Annotated in this window: 14 protein-coding genes and 1 pseudogene; 9 read left to right on the top strand and 6 right to left on the bottom strand. The window is 72.5% G+C overall.

Going from position 1 to position 18199, the window contains the following annotated elements:
- The first annotated feature begins 19 nt into the window (after window positions 1-19).
- On the top strand, window positions 20-613 hold the full coding sequence (locus ACH4D5_RS33615; protein ID WP_398310144.1) for a transglycosylase family protein: 594 nt from the start codon (window positions 20-22) through the stop codon (window positions 611-613).
- Here the strand turns inward: ACH4D5_RS33615 and ACH4D5_RS33610 are convergent.
- From ACH4D5_RS33610 to ACH4D5_RS33600, 3 genes are read right to left on the bottom strand one after another with little or no spacing between them, the layout of a single operon-like run.
- Window positions 579-1262 carry an ATP-binding cassette domain-containing protein gene (locus ACH4D5_RS33610; RefSeq protein ID WP_398310142.1) on the bottom strand — a complete coding sequence of 228 codons (684 nt, stop codon included), beginning with the start codon at window positions 1260-1262 and terminating at the stop codon, window positions 579-581. The two genes, ACH4D5_RS33615 and ACH4D5_RS33610, sit on opposite strands and share 35 nt — an antisense overlap.
- Window positions 1263-4094 carry an ATP-binding cassette domain-containing protein gene (locus ACH4D5_RS33605; RefSeq protein WP_398310139.1) on the bottom strand — a complete coding sequence of 944 codons (2832 nt, stop codon included), beginning with the start codon at window positions 4092-4094 and terminating at the stop codon, window positions 1263-1265.
- A 4-nt stretch (window positions 4095-4098) separates the two neighbouring features.
- On the bottom strand, window positions 4099-4644 hold the full coding sequence (locus ACH4D5_RS33600) for a hypothetical protein (RefSeq protein ID WP_398310136.1): 546 nt from the start codon (window positions 4642-4644) through the stop codon (window positions 4099-4101).
- A gap of 148 nt (window positions 4645-4792) precedes the next feature.
- Between ACH4D5_RS33600 and ACH4D5_RS33595 the strand changes: the two genes are divergently transcribed.
- From ACH4D5_RS33595 to ACH4D5_RS33575, 5 genes are all read left to right on the top strand, one after another.
- Window positions 4793-5362 carry a hypothetical protein gene (locus ACH4D5_RS33595; protein WP_398310133.1) on the top strand — a complete coding sequence of 190 codons (570 nt, stop codon included), beginning with the start codon at window positions 4793-4795 and terminating at the stop codon, window positions 5360-5362.
- Window positions 5337-6632, top strand: a complete 1296-nt coding sequence (locus tag ACH4D5_RS33590; protein WP_398310131.1) for an ABC transporter substrate-binding protein — start codon at window positions 5337-5339, stop codon at window positions 6630-6632. Before ACH4D5_RS33595 ends, ACH4D5_RS33590 begins: the two co-directional genes overlap by 26 nt.
- Before the next feature lie 163 nt (window positions 6633-6795).
- The gene (locus tag ACH4D5_RS33585) at window positions 6796-8058 is read left to right on the top strand and encodes a glycosyltransferase family 4 protein (protein ID WP_398310128.1); all 1263 of its coding nucleotides are present in this window, start codon (window positions 6796-6798) and stop codon (window positions 8056-8058) included.
- Entirely contained in the window at window positions 8055-8948 is an 894-nt protein-coding gene (locus ACH4D5_RS33580) for a hypothetical protein (RefSeq protein ID WP_398310125.1), read from the top strand. Before ACH4D5_RS33585 ends, ACH4D5_RS33580 begins: the two co-directional genes overlap by 4 nt.
- A gap of 59 nt (window positions 8949-9007) precedes the next feature.
- A complete protein-coding gene (locus ACH4D5_RS33575) occupies window positions 9008-10084 on the top strand; it encodes a helix-turn-helix transcriptional regulator (RefSeq protein ID WP_398310122.1) in 1077 nt (358 codons plus the stop codon).
- 43 nt (window positions 10085-10127) lie between these two features.
- On the opposite strand, the pseudogene ACH4D5_RS33570 reads toward ACH4D5_RS33575, so the two are convergent.
- Window positions 10128-11657 (bottom strand): annotated as a pseudogene (locus tag ACH4D5_RS33570) (cbb3-type cytochrome c oxidase subunit I); the annotation flags it as partial.
- A gap of 452 nt (window positions 11658-12109) precedes the next feature.
- On the opposite strand from ACH4D5_RS33570, the gene ACH4D5_RS33565 reads away from it, so the two are divergent.
- Window positions 12110-12334: an I78 family peptidase inhibitor gene (locus ACH4D5_RS33565; protein WP_398310119.1), complete on the top strand. Its 225-nt coding sequence runs from the start codon at window positions 12110-12112 to the stop codon at window positions 12332-12334.
- A 129-nt stretch (window positions 12335-12463) separates the two neighbouring features.
- Here the strand turns inward: ACH4D5_RS33565 and ACH4D5_RS33560 are convergent, their stop codons facing one another.
- The gene (locus ACH4D5_RS33560) at window positions 12464-13492 is read right to left on the bottom strand and encodes a phosphatase PAP2 family protein (RefSeq protein ID WP_398310116.1); all 1029 of its coding nucleotides are present in this window, start codon (window positions 13490-13492) and stop codon (window positions 12464-12466) included.
- Between the two features lie 248 nt (window positions 13493-13740).
- The gene (locus tag ACH4D5_RS33555; protein ID WP_398310113.1) at window positions 13741-14898 is read right to left on the bottom strand and encodes a glycosyltransferase family 39 protein; all 1158 of its coding nucleotides are present in this window, start codon (window positions 14896-14898) and stop codon (window positions 13741-13743) included.
- Window positions 14899-15151: 253 nt separating this feature from the next.
- Between ACH4D5_RS33555 and ACH4D5_RS33550 the strand changes: the two genes are divergently transcribed.
- Together ACH4D5_RS33550 and ACH4D5_RS33545 are read left to right on the top strand one after the other, a co-directional pair.
- Complete coding sequence (locus ACH4D5_RS33550) at window positions 15152-16783, top strand: MFS transporter (RefSeq protein WP_398310110.1); 1632 nt, start codon at window positions 15152-15154, stop codon at window positions 16781-16783.
- A 218-nt stretch (window positions 16784-17001) separates the two neighbouring features.
- On the top strand, window positions 17002-18198 hold the full coding sequence (locus ACH4D5_RS33545; protein WP_398310107.1) for an acyl-CoA dehydrogenase family protein: 1197 nt from the start codon (window positions 17002-17004) through the stop codon (window positions 18196-18198).
- Window position 18199: the final 1 nt, after the last annotated feature.

Here is an 18199-nt window from a genome sequence, read left to right as displayed (position 1 = left end):
AGCTGCCTAGCGTGACCCGATGCACCCGATGCACCGGAAGTTGACCAAGCGTGTCCGGTCCGTGTCCCTGGTCCTCGGCGCCGTCCTGGCGGCGGCGGCGCTGCCGACGGCCGCCGCGTCCGCGGCTCCGCCGTCGAAGCCGGGCGCGGCCTCCAGGGCGTACGACTGTTCCACGACCAAAGGACCGTGGGAGTGCCTCGCCGAGTGCGAGAGCAACGGCCGATGGCACACCAACACGGGAAACGGCTTCTACGGAGGGCTGCAGTTCTGGCAGCCCACCTGGGAGGCGTACGGCGGGCTCAAGTACGCGCCGCGCGCCGACCTCGCCACCAAGGAAGAGCAGATCAAGGTCGCCGAGAAGGTGTTGCGCACCCAGGGCTGGGGCGCCTGGCCCGCCTGCTCCAAGAAGGTGCGCATCGCGCGGTTCCAGCGGGACGGCCACACGGTGAAGGCGGGCGAGACGCTGAGTTCGATCGCGCGCCGGTACGGGGTGAAGGGAGGCTGGCAGGCGCTGTACAAGGCCAACCGCGACACGATCGGGAGCAGCCCCGACCGGATCGGCGTGGGCGCCGTCCTCGTCATTCCGGGGCGTACCGCGGCGGGGCGGAGCTGAGCTCTCCCGGCTCACCGCTGAACACGACCGCGCCGCGGCGCAGTTCGTGCACGACCGCCGTCCGGCTCGCGCCCTCGCGCAAGGCGGGCGGCAGGCGCTGCTCGGCCAGGACCACACATGCGTCAAGCTCCGTCAGGAGGGCGTAGGTCCGGGCCGCGACGGCAGGCGACATGCCCTGCGTCGGCTCGTCCGCGAGGACGACCTCCACCGTCGGGAGCAGCGCCCGCGTCAGGGCCAGCATGCGCTGCTCGCCTCCCGAGAGGGTGCCCGCGCGGCGGCGCAGCAGCGGGCGCAGCTCGGGGTAGGCGTCGAGGGCGCGGGTGAAGTCGCCCGCCGGGTACGACAGGGCGAGGTTCTCCGCGACGGTGAGGGAGGAGAACACCGCCCGGCGGTCCGGTACGAAGCACACGCCTTCCGCCGCTCGTTCGTGGGCGGGGCGGCGCGTGATGTCCCGGCCGTCGCGGACGACCGCGCCCGAGGAGAGGGCGGCCGTGCCGGCCAGGGCGCGCAGGGCCGTGGTGCGGCCGGCGCCGTTGCGGCCCAGGAGCACGGTGACGGCGGCCGCGGGGGCGGCCAGGGTCACGCCGTGCAGGGCCTCCAGGGGGCCGTAGCGGACGCGGGCCGCTCGCAGTTCGATGCCTCCTCGCATTCAGCGGACCTCTTCCAGTGCTTGGCCCGCGGGGCCCGTGGTCACGATGCGGCCCGCCGCCATCACGTGCACGGTGTCGGCGAGGCCCGCCACGAGGTCGAGGTCGTGCTCGACGACCAGGAGCGCCGTGCCGTCGGCCGCGAGGGCGCGCAACAGGGTGGCAAGGGCCGCCACCTCGGACTCGTCCAGGCCCGCGGCCGGCTCGTCCAGGAGGAGGGTGTGGGGGTCGCCCGCGAGGGCCCTGGCGAGTTCCGTGCGCCGGAGGACGCCGGTGGAGAGGTCGGCGGCGGGGTGGGCGCCCAGGGGCGTGAGGCCCAGGAGGCGCAGGGCCCGGGCGGTGGCGCCGGGGCGCTGTCCGGGGTCTCGGTCCGCGCCCACCTGGATGTTCTCCGCGACCGTCAGCGACGGGAAGACCGCCAGTTGCTGGAAGGTGCGGGCCAGGCCGGTGCGGGTGCGGGCGTGGGCGGGGAGCGCGGTGATGTCGCGGGGGCCCAGGGTCACGCTTCCGGACGTGGGCCGGAGGGTCCCTGCCAGACAGTGGAAGAGGCTGCTCTTGCCCGCGCCGTTCGGCCCCACGATCGCGGTGACGCGGCCCGCCGGAACGGTGAGGCTCACGTCGTCGAGCGCCTTGAAGCCGTCGTAGGTGAGGGTGAGGTGGTGGGCGGCGAGGGTGTGGCTCGGGTGGTCGGGAGTGCGCGCCGTTCGGGTGGACCCCTGTGCTGCGTGTCGCCGGTTCGGCGGCTGCGGGGGTGTGGGGGCGGCCTTCCCCTTGTCGGCGACGGTGCGCGGGGGAGTGCGGCTCGGGTGGTCGGGTGCGGGTGTGGTCCGGGTGGGGTGTGGGGCCGCGGGGGTGTCTGCGTGCTCGCCGTCGCTGCGGCCGGGTCCCCTTGCTGCGGCGCTGTCAGCGTTGGCTCGGTGCCGCGCTCGCAGGAACCCCCACATCCCCTCCCGTGGGTTCGGCGGCCGCGGGCCGGTGGCGCTCGTGGCGACCGTCAGCATCGCGCGGGCCGACCGGCCCGCCGGGGTGAGGCGCGGGGTGCGGCGGAAGCCGCGGGTGGCCGCGTGCAGTGCCTCGTACGGGCCACCCGGGAAGCGGCCGATCAGGACGGCCAGGAGGCCGATCACCGCCGCGGCCATGCCGCCCTGCGTCCCCGCGTCCAGGCCGACCAGGAGCGCTGCCGCGGCCAGGGCGCCGAGGACGCTGTCCGAGCCGAGGACCACGATCGCGGCGAACCAGAGGAGTCCGCGCACGGGGTCGTACGCGCCCGCGTCGAACGCCCGGTGGCCCATGGCGAGCATGCCGCCGCCGAGCGCGGCGAGCGCCGCCCCGGTGACGAACGCGGCGAGTTTCAGGCCGGGGACCGGCACCCCGGCGGCCGCCGCGCCCGCCTCGTGGTCCCGCAGCGCCGCGAGCGCCCGGCCCGTGCGGCCCCGGCGCAACGCGGTGACCAGGAGCAACGCGCCCGCGAGGAGGGCGAGTTCGAGGACGTAGTACGCGCGGTCGCCCGTGAAGCCCGCGGGGCGGTCCATGGTCAGGCCCGCCGTCGCGTACGGCTGGGTGAAGACGAAGCGGCTGACGCCCACGCCGACCGCGAAGGTCGCAAGGGCCAGTGCCAGGCCGTGTCTGCTGATCGCGGGCTGCCCGGTGAGCAGGCCGAGGGGCGCGACGAGGAGGACGGCGACGGCCAGGGCGGGCAGGTGCGGGAGTTCGGGGAGGCCGGGGAAGCGGCCCGCCGTCAGGAGCGCCGTGAAGAGGGCGCCGAGACCCGCGTACGCCGCCTGGCCGAGGGAGATCTGGCCGCCCCGGCCCGTCACGATCACGAGCGAGAGGAGAATCACCGCAAGGGCCGGGACCTGCACCGACGTCGTGAGGTCGCTGCCCGCGAAGCCCAGCGGGATGAGGAAGAGGACCGTCGCCACGATCCAGGCGCCCGGCGGCGTGGGGACGCGGGCCGTCGCCGTGCGGGGGAGGGCGTCACGGGAGCCGATGCCGGGCAGGACGAGCGCCGCGATCAGCAGGGCGATCACGAAGAGGTTGGCGCCCGCCGTCTGGAGGAGCTGCTCCTGCCGGCCCCCGGGGTGCAGGCGCGTCAGCTGGCTCTGCGCCACGCCCAGGCCGAGGGCGACCGCCACGGCGACGGGCAGGCTGCGCATGCCGGCCGCCACGGCGACCGCCACCACCTCCATGACGAGCAGCGGCATGCCGTACGGATCGAGGCGTACGTGGGGGGCGAGCAGGACGCCGGTGAGGCCGGCCGTGAAGGAGCCGAAGGCCCAGCCCGCCGCTGCCACCCGGTCCGCGTCGATGCCGGAGAGCACGGCGAGGTGGCGGTTGTCGACCACCGCGCGCAGCTCCCTGCCGAAGCGGGTCCAGCGGGTCAGCGCGCCCACGGCGGCGGCGAGGGCGACGGCCGCGCCGAGCTGCGCCCAGGGGTCGGCGGAGAGGAGTTCGGGCGCGTCGTCGCGGGCGCCGGGGCCCCAGAGGAGCGCCGCTCCGCCGACGAGCAGGACGAAGACGCCGATCGAGGCGACCAGGGTCTGCGCCGGGTCTCCGCCGAGGACCGCCAAGGGGCGGAAGACCGCGCGGTCGAGGAGCAGGCCGATGGCCGGGGCGACGACGAGCAGGGTGACGGCGGCCGCCACGGGGAGCGGCCAGTGCCATTCGGCCGTCAGCTGGCGCAGGACGTAGGCGCAGAGCATGGCGATCGCGCCGTGCGCGAAGTTGAGGACGCCGGTGGCGCGGTGGGTGACGATCAGGCCGATGCCGGTGAGGGCGGCGGCGCTGCCGACCGAGAGCCCGGCCAGTGTCAGGTCGTAGCTCAGGGACGCCACCGGGTCAGTCCTCCGGCGCCGGTGCGGGGGCGGCCGGCGGGTCGTCGGGCTCCGGGGGACGCCGTGGTTCGCAGATCGGGCAGGGGGCCAGGGCGCCCGCCGCGAGGATCGTGGCGTCGGCGGGGACGGCCGTCGGCTTGCCGGCGACCAGCGGGCAGTCCGCGCGGTGCCAGAGCGTGCCGCCGGGGACCATGAGGAGCGCGTCGCCGGTCGCCACGGGGGGCTGCGGCCGGTCCCCGGCGGGCGCGGGCTCCGTCGCCACCAGGAGTCCGTACAGCTCCTCGACGCGCGCCGCCGCCAAGGCGCTCCTGCCGTGGGTGAGCAGCACCGCACCCGCGACGATCAGCGCGGCGCCCGGCACCGTGCAGGAGGCGAGATAGGGCAACTGCCGTTCGGTGAACCGCTCTCCGGAGACGCCGTACCAGCCGATCACGCAGAGCACCGCGCCGCCGGCGAGCGCCGCGAAGGCCGCCCACAGCACGGGGCGCACGGCGCGCGAGCGGTCCCGGCCGGACGCACCGGCCGTCCGAACTGTCCGATCCGCCCCCATCGGAGCCCCCCTGGGACACGTCGTCGGTCACGTCAGTGACGTCAGTGGGCTGTCCATGTCAGCCGATGGCTTGCACTATGCCTTCTGGAAGCCGACGCTGAAAGCTCCGGGCCCGAGCGGTCCGGACCGACACCCGGTGGTGAGCCAGATGGTTCTCGGGAGCAGCCCAAGGCGGGGGACGCGCCCCGGGCGGGGCAGGGCGCGGGGCGCGGCGCTGGCGGCCGCCGCGGTCCTGCTGATCGGACCGGCCGCCGTGGCCTGCGGCGACGACAGCGGAGGCGGGGACAGCGGCACGCCGCCCGAGCCGTCCGTGCAGAAGACGACCGAAGCGGCCGAGCCCACCGAAGCGAGCGCGCCTGCCGACCGGGCCGCCGCGGAGAAGGAAGTCCGCGAGAACTGGGAGAAGTTCTTCGACCCGAAGACGTCCCTGAAGGAGAAGGAGACCGTCCTGGAGAACGGCGCCGAGATGCGCGCCGTGCTCAGGAGCTTCAGCGGCGACGAGCGGGGCGAGCAGGTCGCGGCCGAGGTCGGCGAGGTCGAGTTCGACTCCGCCACCGAGGCCGAGGTGACGTACGCGCTGACGCTGAAGGGCGCCACCGCGCTGCCCGACGCCTCCGGGACGGCCGTCGACGAGGACGGCACCTGGAAGGTGTCGGTCAAGACCCTCTGCGCCCTGGTGAAGCTGAGCGGGAATGCGTCGCCCGGTCCGGGCTGCTGAGGTACTGACCGCCGCCGCACTCCTGGTGGCGTGCGCGGCCTGCGGGAGCCGGCTGCCCGAGAGCGACTTCGAACGGCGCGGCACCGGGCCCGCCCCGGCCGGGGGAGCGCCGGTCAGGGTCGGCATCATCACCAGCGCGACCAGCCCGGTCGGCGGCGCCGCCTTCACCGGGCCGCGGGACGGGGCCAAGGCCTATTTCGACCGGCTGAACGCGCGCGGCGGCATCGAAGGGCGCAGGGTCGAGGTGCGCACCTGCGACGACGGCGGCAGCGGCGTCGGCAACAACGACTGCGTGCGCAAGCTGGTCGAGGAGCAGCGGGTCGTCGCGCTCGTCGCCACGTCCTCGCTGGACTACGCGGGGGCGGCACGCGTCTCCCGCGCGCGCGTGCCCGACATCGGGGGCCAGCCCATCGGGTCCGCCTACGACACGTATCCGCATCTGTACGGGATCTACGGCAGCCTCGCCCCGCGGAACGGGAAGCCGGGCTGGGACGGCAAGCTGTACGGCGGGACGGAGGTCTACCGCTACTTCAAGCGGGAGCACGGCGCGCGGACCGCCGCCGTCGTCTCCTACAACCAGGCCGCGTCCGCCGCGTACGCACGGCTCGTCACCCGGGGCCTGAAGGCCGAGGGCTACAAGGTGGTCACCGAACAGGTCGACTTCGCGCTGCCCAACTTCCGTGCCGCGGCGGCCGACCTGAAGGAGCAGGGCGCCGACCTCGTCTTCGACGCGATGGACACACACGGCAACGCGCGGCTGTGCGAGGCGATGGACGACGTCGGCGCGCGGGTCACCGCCAAGGTCACCAACGTCCAGAACTGGACCTCGGCCGTCGCCGACGACTACAAGGACGCGCCCCGCTGCCGCAACGCCCTGTGGGCCACCGGGTCGAGCAGGAACCACGAGGACACCGGCCACCCGGCCGTGCGGGAGTTCCGCACGGCCATGCGGGGCAAGGCGCTCTCGCAGTGGCAGCTGGAGGGGTGGGCCGCCGCCATGTGGTTCACCGACGCGGCGCGGTCCTGCCCGGGCGGGAGCGGCGCCGGCATCACGCGCGCGTGCGTGGACCGTTTCATGCGCAGGAACGAGCCGTACTCCGCGCGGGGGCTGCTGGTGCCCGTGACCTTCGAGCAGCGCAGGGAGCCGCCCGCGACGCGCAGGACGTGTGTGTCGGTGGCCCGCTGGCGGGACGGGAAGGGCTGGGTCACTCAGGGCGGCGACATGAACGAAAACTGCTTCGACGTCCCTCAGCTCTCCTACCAGCCTTGATGGGCGACAACGCGAAAAAGTTCCCCTCCTTGGCTTGCGATCACGCATCTGTTCGGAAACAGGATGGTGTTGTCACCCAACCATTGGCCAGGAATCCCCGTCTAACCCTGCGGTAGGCGGACGAGGGGGACTGTCCGCATGGAAGCGCGGAATACGGGGACGCATGCACATCTCTTTCCTGATTCACAACGCGTACGGAATCGGAGGGACGATCCGGACGACGTACAACCTGGCGAACACGCTGTCCCAACAGCACGACGTCGAGGTCGTATCCGTCTTCCGGCACCGTGACGAGCCCGTCTTCGCGCCTGACCAGCGCGTGCGACTGAGGCACCTCGTCGACCTCCGCGAGGGCACATCGGGTTACGAGGGGAAGGACCCGGAGCATCTGACCCCTGCCCGGACGTTCCCCAGCGCCGAGGGCCGCTACGCCCAGTACAGCGCCCTCACCGACCGCCGCGTGGCCGACCACCTCGCGCGTCTCGACGCGGACGTCGTCGTCGGTACCCGGCCCGGCCTCAACGTACACATCGCCCGGCAGACCGCGCGGGGCCCGCTGCGCGTGGGCCAGGAACACCTCACGCTCGACAGCCACAGCAAGGAACTGCGCCGCCAGCTGCGCAGCGTCTACCCGCGCCTCGACGTCCTGACCACGACGACCGAGGCCGACGCCCGCGCCTACACCCGCAAGATGCGGCTGCCCGGCGTGCACGTCCAGGCCGTGCCGAACCCCGTGCCCGCGCCCGGCATAGAGCCCGCCGACGGCTCCCACAAGTGGGTCGTCGCGGCCGGCCGGCTGGCCCCCGTCAAGCGGTACGACCTGTTGATCAGGGCTTTCGACAAGGTGCGGCGCGAGCGCCCCGACTGGCGGCTGCGGATCTACGGCGGCGGCAAGCAGAAGGAGAAGCTGCGCGCCCTGATCGACGAACTCGGCCTCTACAACCACGTCTTCCTCATGGGCCCCGCCCACCCGATCGAGCCCGAGTGGGCCAAGGGCTCCATCGCCGCCGTCACCTCCAGCCTGGAGTCCTTCGGCATGACGATCGTCGAGGCGATGCGCTGCGGGCTCCCCGTCGTCGCCACCGACTGCCCGCACGGACCCGGCGAGATCATCGACAACGGTGTCGACGGGCGGCTCGTCGAGACGGGCAACGCCGACGCCATAGCGGGCGGACTGCTCGAACTGATCAACAACGACTCGCTCCGGCAGCGGATGGCGGGCGCGGCGCTCCAGGACTCCGAGCGCTTCGACCCGGAACGCATAGCCGAGCGCTACGACGCGATGTTCTCCGGGATGATCGCCCGGAGCAGCTCGATGGGGGGCCGGATGCGCGGCTCCCTGCACCGCACGAGAGGCGCGCTGCTCGGGGGCGCGTACGCCGTGCGTGATCTCGGCCGCATACAGACGAAGGGATCGACCGCATGACGGCCTTGGCCACCTCGCAGTCGGCGTCGCACGCCGGGGACGACCACGAGGCCGCGGGAGCGCCCCGTGCCGACTGCATCGCCGACTCCGCCGGGGGACTCACCTTCGACGTCACGGACCCCGGCGAACCCGGCACGGCGGACGCCGCCCACCTGCTGCTGCGCCGCCGCGACGCCGAATCGCCCGAGGACTGCGTGCGGCTGCCGCTCTCCCCGTCGGCGGACGGCCGGCTGCGGGCCGCGCTGCCCAGCAGCGTCGAGCTCGCCGAGGGCCGCTGGAACGCGTACGCACAGGTCGCGGGCGGCGAGCCGCGCCGCCTCATGCCGGGCGTGAACGACCTGCGCTCGCTGGTCGACCGCGCGCCCAGCGGCAACCGCGGCCATGTCGCGGTGCGCATCCCCTACGCCACCAAGCAGGGCAACCTCTCGGTGCGCAGCTGGCTGCGCGCGCCGCACGCCGAGGCCGGCGAGATCCAGATCACCGACGCCGCCATGAGCGCGCAGGGCCGGGTGTACGGCACCGGGCTCACCGACAGCGCGTACGTCGAGGCCGTCCGGCGCGCCGAGCCGGACGTCGTCCACCGCGTCGACGTCACCGCGGAGGGACCGGAGTTCACCTTCACGCTGCCGTACGCCCCCCTCGCAGGGCACGGTGCCGGGCCCTGGGACCTGTGGCTGTGCCCGGCCGGCGAGAGCGGCCCCCGGGTGCGCCTGGCCCGGATCCTGGACGACGTCCCGGACAAGAAGACGATCTTCACCTACCCGGTCGTGCCGTGCGTGACGGAGCGGCACGGCACGCTGGAGGCGGGCCCGTACTACACCCTCGACAACGACCTGTCGGTGCGCGTCCGCGAGCCGCGCGGCGAGAAGGAGGCCGGCCAGGGCGGCTGACGCCGGGGGAGCGGCACCGCGGACCGTGGCTGTCCTCGGACACCGGCACAATCACGTCCATGTTGGAGACCTCGGCACGACTGCTCCGCCTGCTCTCCCTGCTGCAGGCCCACCGCGACTGGTCCGGCGCGGACCTCGCCGCCCGGCTCGGGGTCACCCCGCGCACGGTCCGGCGCGACGTCGACCGGTTGCGCGGGCTCGGCTACCCCGTCAACGCCACCCCGGGCACCGGCGGCGGCTATCAGCTCGGCGCGGGGGCCGAGCTGCCGCCGCTGCTCCTGGACGACGACGAGGCGGTCGCGGTCGCCGTGGGCCTGCGCACCGCCGCGGGACAGGGCGTCGAGGGCATCGGCGAGACCTCGGTCCGCGCGCTCTCCAAGCTCGAACAGGTGCTGCCGAACAGGCTGCGCCGCCGCGTCGGCGCCCTGCACGCGTACACCGTGCCGATGCTGCGCCCCCCGCAGCCGCAGGGCGTCGACCCGGCGGTCCTCACCGAACTCGCCGACCTCTGCCGGGACTCGGAGCGGCTGCGCTTCGACTACCGCGACCACGAGGGCACGTCGACTCGCAGGACCGTCGAACCGCACCGCCTGGTGTGCAGCGAGCGGCGCTGGTACCTCGTGGCCTGGGACCTCGACCGCGACGACTGGCGCACGTTCCGCGCGGACCGCGTCGAGCCGAGGCCGCCGCACGGACCGCGCTTCGCGCCGCGCACCCCGCCCGCCGAGGATCTCGCCGCGTACGTCGCGCAGGGCGTCTCCACGCGCGCGTACGCCACCCATGCCGTGGTCCGGCTCCTCGTCCCGCTCGCCGATGCCGCCCAGCGGATCACGCCCACCGACGGCACCCTGGAGGCCGAGACCGAGGAGAGCTGCCTCCTGCACACCGGCGCGACGAGCCTGGACGTGATGGTCTTCCATGTGCTGTTCATGGGCATCGAGTTTGAGATCGTCGACCCGCCGGAGCTCGCCGACCGGGTCAGGTCCGCTAGGGACCTCCTGAGCCGGGCCCTGGACCGGGGTGTTCCGTCTGCGGATCCTGACGCACCCGGTCCTGGTCCCGCGCCTCGAACGCCGCGTACTCGGGATGGTGCAGATCGAACGCCGGGGACTCGGAGCGGACCCGGGGCAGCGTGACGAAGTTGTGCCGCGGGGGCGGGCAGGAGGTCGCCCACTCCAGGGAGCGGCCGAAGCCCCAGGGGTCGTCGACGTCCACCTTCTCGCCGTACTTGGCGGTCTTCCAGACGTTGTAGAGGAACGGCAGCGTGGACAGGCCGAGCAGGAACGCCCCGATGGACGAGACGGTGTTGAGCACCGTGAAGCCGTCCGCCGCCAGGTAGTCGGCGTAGCGGCGGGGCATGCCCTCGGCCCCCAGCCAGTGCTGGACGAGGAACGTCGTGTGGAAGCCCACGAAGAGCGTCCAGAACTGGATCTTCCCGAGCCGCTCGTCCAGCATCTTGCCCGTCAGCTTCGGCCACCAGAAGAAGAAGCCGCCGAAGGTCGCGAAGACGACGGTGCCGAACACGACGTAGTGGAAGTGCGCGACGACGAAGTACGAGTCGGTGACGTGGAAGTCGAGCGGTGGCGAGGCCAGGATGACGCCGGTCAGGCCGCCGAAGAGGAAGCTCACCAGGAAGCCGACCGCCCACAGCATGGGCGTCTCGAAGGACAGCGAGCCCTTGAGCATCGTGCCCGTCCAGTTGAAGAACTTCACGCCCGTCGGCACCGCGATCAGGAAGGACATGAAGGAGAAGAAGGGCAGCAGGACCGCGCCGGTGGCGAACATGTGGTGCGCCCACACGACCACGGAGAGCCCGGTGATGGCCATCGTCGCGCCGACCAGCGGCAGATAGCCGAAGATCGGCTTCCGGCTGAAGACAGGGATGATCTCCGTGATGATGCCGAAGAACGGCAGCGCGATGATGTAGACCTCGGGATGCCCGAAGAACCAGAACAGGTGCTGCCACAGCAGCGCCCCGCCGTTCTCCGAGGCGAAGACGAGGGAGTGGAAGCGGCGGTCGGCCTCCAGGACGAGCAGCGCGGCGGCGAGCACGGGGAACGCGATCAGCACGAGGATCGACGTGAACAGCACGTTCCAGGTGAAGACCGGCATCCGGAACATGGTCATACCGGGTGCGCGCATTCCGATGATGGTGGTCAGGAAGTTCACCGCGCCGAGGATCGTGCCGAAGCCGGAGAGCGCGAGCCCCATGATCCACAGGTCGGCGCCGATGCCCGGCGACCGCTCCATGCTGTTGAGCGGGGCGTACGCGAACCAGCCGAACGAGGCGGGCCCGCTCGGCACGATCAGCGAGCCGAGGACCATCAGCGCGCCGAAGAGGAACAGCCAGTACGAGAGCATGTTCAGCCGGGGGAAGGCCACGTCGGGCGAGCCGATCTGCAGCGGCATGATCTCGTTGGCGAACCCCGCGAACGTCGGCGTCGCGAAGAGCAGCAGCATGATCGTGCCGTGCATGGTGAAGGCCTGGTTGAACTCCTCGTTGCTCATCAGCTGCAGCCCGGGACGGGCCAGTTCGGCCCGCATCAGCAGGGCCAGCGCGCCGGCGACCAGGAAGAAGACGAACGACGTGATCAGGTACAGGTGACCGATCTTCTTGTGGTCCGTGGTGGTCAGCCAGTCGACGATCACCCGGCCGGGGCGCTGCTCCCGCACCGGCTCTCCGGTCTCCCGCGCCGTCTCCGTCCCCATCGCTCGCCCCTTCGCCATCGCGTCCCGGGCCCTGCCCGCAGGCTGTTCGAAGCTCACGCCATGATGCTCGCGTCGGGGCGGCTTCGACAGAGGGCGTACGCCGGTTGCGGGTGACCGGTGAGCGGACACCGGTGCCGGAATGGGTAATTCCCCCATGCGCCGTCACATCCCGTGCGGGCGCCGGGATTCGGAAATGCGGAGGGTTCGTAAAGAGCCCGCGGTCTCATTCGGGAGGCGCTTTTCCGGGAGTGGGAAAGAAGCCTTCCGAGTGACGCGAAGACACCACCGAATTACGTCGGTAGAAGGACGGAACCGCCCGTTCGTGTGACGGAGTTCGACCGAAACGCACGTGGTGATCCTGTGACAAAAGCGTGACCGGAGAGGTACCGGTGACGCATGGTGTGCGCCTCCCGGGCTTCCCCGCCGGTGCCGCGCCGCCTAACGTGGCGGCCATGGCACCTATTCCGACCCCTCCCGCAGAGCCCCCCGAGAGCGCCGACAGCCTGGACGGCTACGTGGGCCTGACGGCCGACGCGGCCGGGCAGCGGGCGCGTGAGCGCGGCTGGTCCACCGTCAGGTCGCTGGCCCCGGGCACGATCATCACCATGGAGTACCTCGCGGGACGGCTCAACTTCGAGGTGGAGGAAGGCGTCGTGAGGCGCTGCTGGAAGGGCTGAGAGCCCGCTCCGAGACACATCCGGGACACACCCGAGGCACATGGCGGAAGGCCCCGGCTCCTGAACGGAGCCGGGGCCTTCGCGGTGCGGGGGGTGGGCTGTGCGTACCGGCCCCCGCTGCCTGTGGGGTCAGCCGCCCGGCACCGGGCGGGCCGACGTGGTGCCGCGGGTGACGCGGTCGGAGTGCGGCGGGCGGCGGCTGCCCGCCGGGGTGACCGGGGTGCGCTCGGAACGGGCCGTGTGCGGGCCCGGCGCCAGATAGGCCGCGGGGCGGCCGCCGCGGGCGGCGCCGACCGGCTCGCGCGCGGGCGCGCTGTCGTCCGCGGCAGGGCGCTGCGGCACCATCGCGGGGGCCCCGACCGGCGCGGACGCGGGCTCGGGCACCGTGATGATCTGGGCGCGGCGGGCGCGCCAGGAGTCGCGGACGCGGAAGATCCCGGCCTCGACCCGGGCGATCAGCGACTCGAACCAGGGCAGCGCGAGCAGGATGAGCAGGCCCGCGGCCCAGCCGAGGAAGACATCGCTCAGCCAGTGCGTACCGAGGTAGACGGTGGTGAGGCCGACGCTCAGCGAGACCACCGCGGACAGCGCCGACAGATAGCGGCGGGTGCGCGGGGTGGAGGCGAGATAGGCCAGGATTCCCCAGGTCACGACGGCGTTGGCGGTGTGGCCCGAAGGGAATATATCGCCGCCGAGCCACATCTCGTTCGAGCCGATCGCGGTGGCGTAGTGCGGGCCGAGGCGGCCCATGCCGAGCTTGGCCGCGCCGACCGTGACGTTCAGCAGGAGGAGCGAGGCGCCGAACATCAGGAGCGGGCGCAGCGTGTGCTGCCGCCAGGAGCGCCAGCCGAGCCAGGCCGCGACCATGACGGCGGTCGGGCCGCGCTGGCCGAGGACGACCCAGTAGTCGAGGAAGGCGTGGATCTCCGGCCACTGCTGGTAGGGCCGGAAGAACATGACCTGCCAGTCGAACCGCACCAGCCACGAGGTGGTCAGCACGGCCACGACGATGGCCAGGTAGAAGGCCAGGGTCGCGCCGAAGAGCACGACCCTGTGCCGGCTCATCCTCGGCATGGCGAGGTGGGCCGGTCGTTCCGGCTCACGGTCCAGCCGGGCGAAGACCCGGTCAAGACGGGTGAGGTTTCGTTCGGTACGCACCCAATCGACGTTACAGCGAGTGAGTGCGGCACTAGGCCGAATCAGTGGCTTTGTGATGACGATGTGATGTGGGATTGATCTCAGGAAGAGGTTTATTCCTCATGGTTTGTTTATTGTGCGCCGACCCCTTACCCAATTCGTTGATCATTTCCGGTGCTGTTTTATAGCCCTTTTGAATTGGTTCACCGGGGGCTGGTGTGGAATTTCCCGTTCGATCGCCGGGGGCCGCCGAAATGATCATGACGTGATCAGGGCGGGCCCGAGCCGTGCAGCCAGAACGCCCCGTAGACCGCGCTCACCACGGCCACACCGCCCAGGACCAGCGCCGACCTGGACGTACGCAGCCGGGCCAGCGCCACCGCGACCGGCAGCAGGAGCGGGAACGCGGGCATCAGGAGCCGCGGCTTCGAGCCGAAGTAGCCGGCCGCGCACAGGGCGAGCACGACGACGATCCCGCAGTAGACCAGCAGCGGCAGCGGCTGCTTCCCGCGTACGCCGAGGACGTACAGCCCGCAGACCAGGGCGACACCGGCGATGAGGCCGAGACCCGCGAGGGCGCCGGGGACCGAGGTGAACTTCTCCCCGACGAACCGCGCGAAGGCATAGCCGAAGTCGAAGCCGTTGCCCCAGCCCGCCTGGACGTCGAGATAGCCGAAGAGACCGCCGCCGGTGCGGTGGCCGACCCAGAGCACATAGCCCGCGGCGCCGAGCGGAGCCAGGATCACCCCGAGGAGCACGCGCCGGTCGGCCCGCCGCTCCCGGTACATCCGCACGGCCGCAGCCGCCCAGATCGCCGCGACCACCGCGGCGCCCACCGGCCGGGTCAGCCCCGCGAGCGAGGCGAGCACACCCGCCGCCACCCAGCGCTCCCTGAGCACCGCGTACAACGACCAGGCGGCGAGCGCCGTGAACAGGGACTCGCTGTACGCCATCGACTGCACGATGCCGACCGGCAGGACCGCCCACAGCGCGGCCGCGCAGATCCCCGCCCGGCGCCCGTACAGATGGTCGGCGACCGCGAAGATCCCCGCGGCGGCGAAGAGCGAGGCGACCCAGCTCACCACGAGCCCCGCGTCGGCGTACGACAGCGGACCGACCGCGGAGACGAGCCGTTCCAGCCAGGGCAGCAGCGGGAAGAACGCGAGGTTCGAGTGGACGCTGCCGTCCGGGAGCGTCACTTCCCAGCCGTACCCGTGCTCGGCGACGCGGGTGTACCAGAGCGAGTCCCAGCGGGCCGACAGCAGCGTGTGCGGACTCTTGCCGGCCACCGCGCCCCACACCGCGAGGACGGCGAGTCCCAGCGCACGCACCCCCGCGTACACGAGGACCGCGGGCGCCGCGCGGCGCAGCACGTGGCCCGCCGGGGACGGCGGGGACGGCGTGCGGCGTTGATCAAGATCAGTCACGGGCTCGATTATCGGCCGTGGGGGAAGTCGGACGCCCGCGCGGGGCATGTCGTACGCCTGTGCGGGGGCATGGCCGGAAGTCGCGGGCGTGGCGCACACCACACCGCATCCGTACAACCGTGAGAGGTCCGCCACGCGCCCCAGGCGTGGACTCGCGTACTCTGACGGCTCACTCGCCTTGTCTGTGCCGCCGGAGCAGGGAGTTCCCCCTCCCGCAGGCCGCTGTTGCGAGGGACCACTGGGAGGTACGCACATGTCCGGGACGACCACGGCCGCAGCACCGCAGGGCCGTCGGGGATCCGGGGCCGGTGCCGGGGCCAACCGCTGGGTCGTGCTCGTCGTCCTCTGCGTCAGCCTGCTGCTCGTCGCCGTCGACGCCACCGTCCTGCACGTCGCGGTTCCCGCGGTCACCGAGGACCTGAAGCCCGGCGCGATCGAGCTGCTGTGGATCGTCGACATCTATCCACTCGTCTGCGCCTCGCTCCTCATCCTCTTCGGCACGCTCGGCGACCGCGTCGGCCGCAGACGCGTCCTCCTCCTCGGCTACGCCCTCTTCGGCGTCGCCTCCGCGATCGCGGCCCTCTCCGACAACGCGCAGGTGCTGATCGCGGCCCGCGCGCTGCTCGGCGTCGGCGGCGCGATGATCATGCCCGCGACCCTGTCGATCCTGCGCCAGGTCTTCCCCGACCGCCGCGAGCGGGCCCTCGCCATCGGCATCTGGAGCGCGGTGGCCGCGGTGGGCGCCGCCGTCGGACCGCTCCTCGGCGGGTTCCTCCTCGAGCACTTCTGGTGGGGCTCGGTCTTCCTCATAAACATCCCGCTGATGCTGGTCAGCCTGCCCATCGGACGCTGGCTGCTGCCCGAGTCCACCGGCGACAGGAACGGGCCGTGGGACGTGGTCGGCGCGCTGATGGCCGCGGGCGGGCTCTTCGGCCTCGTCCTCGGGGTGAAGCGGCTCGGCGGCGGCGAGTCGCCGCTCGGCGCCACGACGCTGGTCTCCCTCGCCGTCGGCGGTGTCCTCCTCGTCGGCTTCGTCCGCCGGCAGCGGCGGCGCAAGCATCCACTCGTCGACCTGTCGATGTTCGCGCGGCCCGCGTTCAGCACGTCGGTCGGCTGCATCGTCCTCGCCATGCTCGCCCTCGTGGGCCTCGAACTGATCGCCGCGCAGTACCTCCAGCTGGTCCTCGGCCTCTCCCCGCTGGAGACGGGGCTGCGGCTCGTGCCCCTCACCGTCGCCGCGATGGCCGCGGGCCTCGCCGGCTCGAAGATGCTCAGCGGCCTCGGGCCGCGCACGATGGTCTGCGCCGGCTTCTGCCTGACCGCGGCCGCCGTGCTGCTGCTCACCGGCATGGGCGCCCACGCCGACGACACGCTGCTCCTCGTCGGCTTCGTCCTGCTCGGCTTCGGCCTGGAGACCACGCTCTTCGGCGCGTACGAGTCGATGCTGAGCGAGGCCCCGCCGGCCCAGGCGGGCGGCGCCGCGGCGATCGGCGAGACCTCCTACCAGCTGGGCGCGGGCATCGGCATCGCGCTGCTCGGCAGCGTCATGAACGCGGCGTACACGCCGGGGCTCTCCTCCGTGCCCGGGGTGTCCCCGGCGGACAGCGCCGCGGCGGGGCACTCGCTCGGCGAGGCGTACGAGGTCGCCGCGCGGCTCGGCGGGGAATCGGGCGCCGCGCTGCGGGCCGCTGCGCGGGACTCCTTCGTGCACGGGCTGCACGTGACCCTGCTCGTCAGTGCGGGGCTGTTGTTGCTCGGGGCGGTGGCCGCGCTGCGGTTGCCTCGGGGGATGGAGTGCGGGGCGCCTGCGGCGCGGCTTGAGCCCGGGGTGCCGGGGCCTCGTGACCCGGAGCGGGTCGGTGCCGGGTCGTCTGTGGATGCCTGAGCCTCCGCGGCGGGTTTTGCGCAGTTCCCCGCGCCCCTGAAGGGGGCCGTTTTCGGGTGCGGGTTGATTTGGGCTGGGCGCGCAGTTCCCCGCGCCCCTTATAGGGGCGCCCCCGGGACGGGGGGCTGGACGCTCTGGACGTGCGGGAGACTGCGTCGTAACGTCGGCGTGAGTCGTTGTTAACTACCGCTGCTAGTTTTGTGTCGCCGGAGGCCCGCATGTCCGCAAGCGCCCGCACCCCGCTGCCGCCCTTCGACCCCGCCGACCCCCTCGGCATCGACGACCTCCTCGACCCGGAGGACCTCGCGATCCGCGACACCGTCCGCACCTGGGCGACCGACCGGGTCCTGCCTCACATCGCCGACTGGTACGAGAAGGGCGAGCTGCCCGGGATCCGCGAGCTGGCCCGTGAGCTCGGCTCCATCGGGGCCCTCGGGATGTCTCTGGAGGGGTACGGCTGCGCGGGCGCCAGCGCCGTGCAGTACGGGCTCGCGTGTCTGGAGCTGGAAGCCGCCGACTCCGGCATCCGGTCTCTCGTCTCCGTGCAGGGGTCCCTCGCGATGTATGCCATCTGGAGGTTCGGCTCCGAGGAGCAGAAGCAGCGGTGGCTGCCCGGCATGGCCGCCGGCGAGATCATCGGCTGCTTCGGGCTGACCGAGCCGGACCACGGCTCCGACCCGGCGTCCATGCGGACGCACGCGAAGAAGGACGGCACCGACTGGGTGCTCAACGGCCGCAAGATGTGGATCACCAACGGGTCGGTGGCCGGGGTCGCCGTCGTCTGGGCGCAGACCGACGACGGCATCAGGGGATTCGTCGTACCGACCGACACGCGGGGCTTCTCGGCGCCCGAGATCAAGCACAAGTGGTCACTGCGCGCGAGTGTCACCAGCGAGCTGGTCCTCGACGAGGTGCGGCTGCCGGCGGACGCCGTGCTGCCCGAGGTGACCGGTCTCAAGGGGCCGCTGAGCTGTCTCTCCCACGCCCGCTACGGCATCGTCTGGGGTGCCATGGGCGCGGCCCGCTCGTCCTTCGAGGCGGCCGTGGAGTACGCGAAGAGCCGTGAGCAGTTCGGCCGGGCCATCGGCGGCTTCCAGCTCACCCAGGCCAAGCTCGCCGACATGGCGGTCGAGCTGCACAAGGGCGTCCTGCTCGCCCATCATCTGGGACGGCGCATGGACGCGGGCCGGCTCCGTCCCGAGCAGATCAGCTTCGGCAAGCTCAACAACGCCAGGGAAGCGATCGAGATCTGCCGCACGGCCAGGACGATCCTGGGCGCCAACGGCATCTCGCTCGAGTACCCCGTCATGCGGCACGCGACGAACCTCGAGTCGGTGCTCACCTACGAGGGCACCTCCGAGATGCACCAACTGGTACTGGGCAAGGCGCTCACCGGTCTCGATGCCTTCCGGTGAC

The organism is Streptomyces sp. NPDC018029 (genome assembly GCF_044327655.1).
In the GTDB taxonomy this organism is placed as follows: domain Bacteria; phylum Actinomycetota; class Actinomycetes; order Streptomycetales; family Streptomycetaceae; genus Streptomyces.
This window is presented reverse-complemented; position numbering and strand designations above follow the sequence as displayed.

Coding starts and splice junctions, on each gene's coding strand:
- ACH4D5_RS33615 (WP_398310144.1), top strand. CDS start 20: ATGCACCCGATGCACCGGAAGTTGACCAAGCGTGTCCGGTCCGTGTCC.
- ACH4D5_RS33610 (WP_398310142.1), bottom strand. CDS start 1,262: ATGCGAGGAGGCATCGAACTGCGAGCGGCCCGCGTCCGCTACGGCCCC.
- ACH4D5_RS33600 (WP_398310136.1), bottom strand. CDS start 4,644: ATGGGGGCGGATCGGACAGTTCGGACGGCCGGTGCGTCCGGCCGGGAC.
- ACH4D5_RS33595 (WP_398310133.1), top strand. CDS start 4,793: ATGGTTCTCGGGAGCAGCCCAAGGCGGGGGACGCGCCCCGGGCGGGGC.
- ACH4D5_RS33590 (WP_398310131.1), top strand. CDS start 5,337: ATGCGTCGCCCGGTCCGGGCTGCTGAGGTACTGACCGCCGCCGCACTC.
- ACH4D5_RS33585 (WP_398310128.1), top strand. CDS start 6,796: ATGCACATCTCTTTCCTGATTCACAACGCGTACGGAATCGGAGGGACG.
- ACH4D5_RS33580 (WP_398310125.1), top strand. CDS start 8,055: ATGACGGCCTTGGCCACCTCGCAGTCGGCGTCGCACGCCGGGGACGAC.
- ACH4D5_RS33575 (WP_398310122.1), top strand. CDS start 9,008: ATGTTGGAGACCTCGGCACGACTGCTCCGCCTGCTCTCCCTGCTGCAG.
- ACH4D5_RS33565 (WP_398310119.1), top strand. CDS start 12,110: ATGGCACCTATTCCGACCCCTCCCGCAGAGCCCCCCGAGAGCGCCGAC.
- ACH4D5_RS33550 (WP_398310110.1), top strand. CDS start 15,152: ATGTCCGGGACGACCACGGCCGCAGCACCGCAGGGCCGTCGGGGATCC.
- ACH4D5_RS33545 (WP_398310107.1), top strand. CDS start 17,002: ATGTCCGCAAGCGCCCGCACCCCGCTGCCGCCCTTCGACCCCGCCGAC.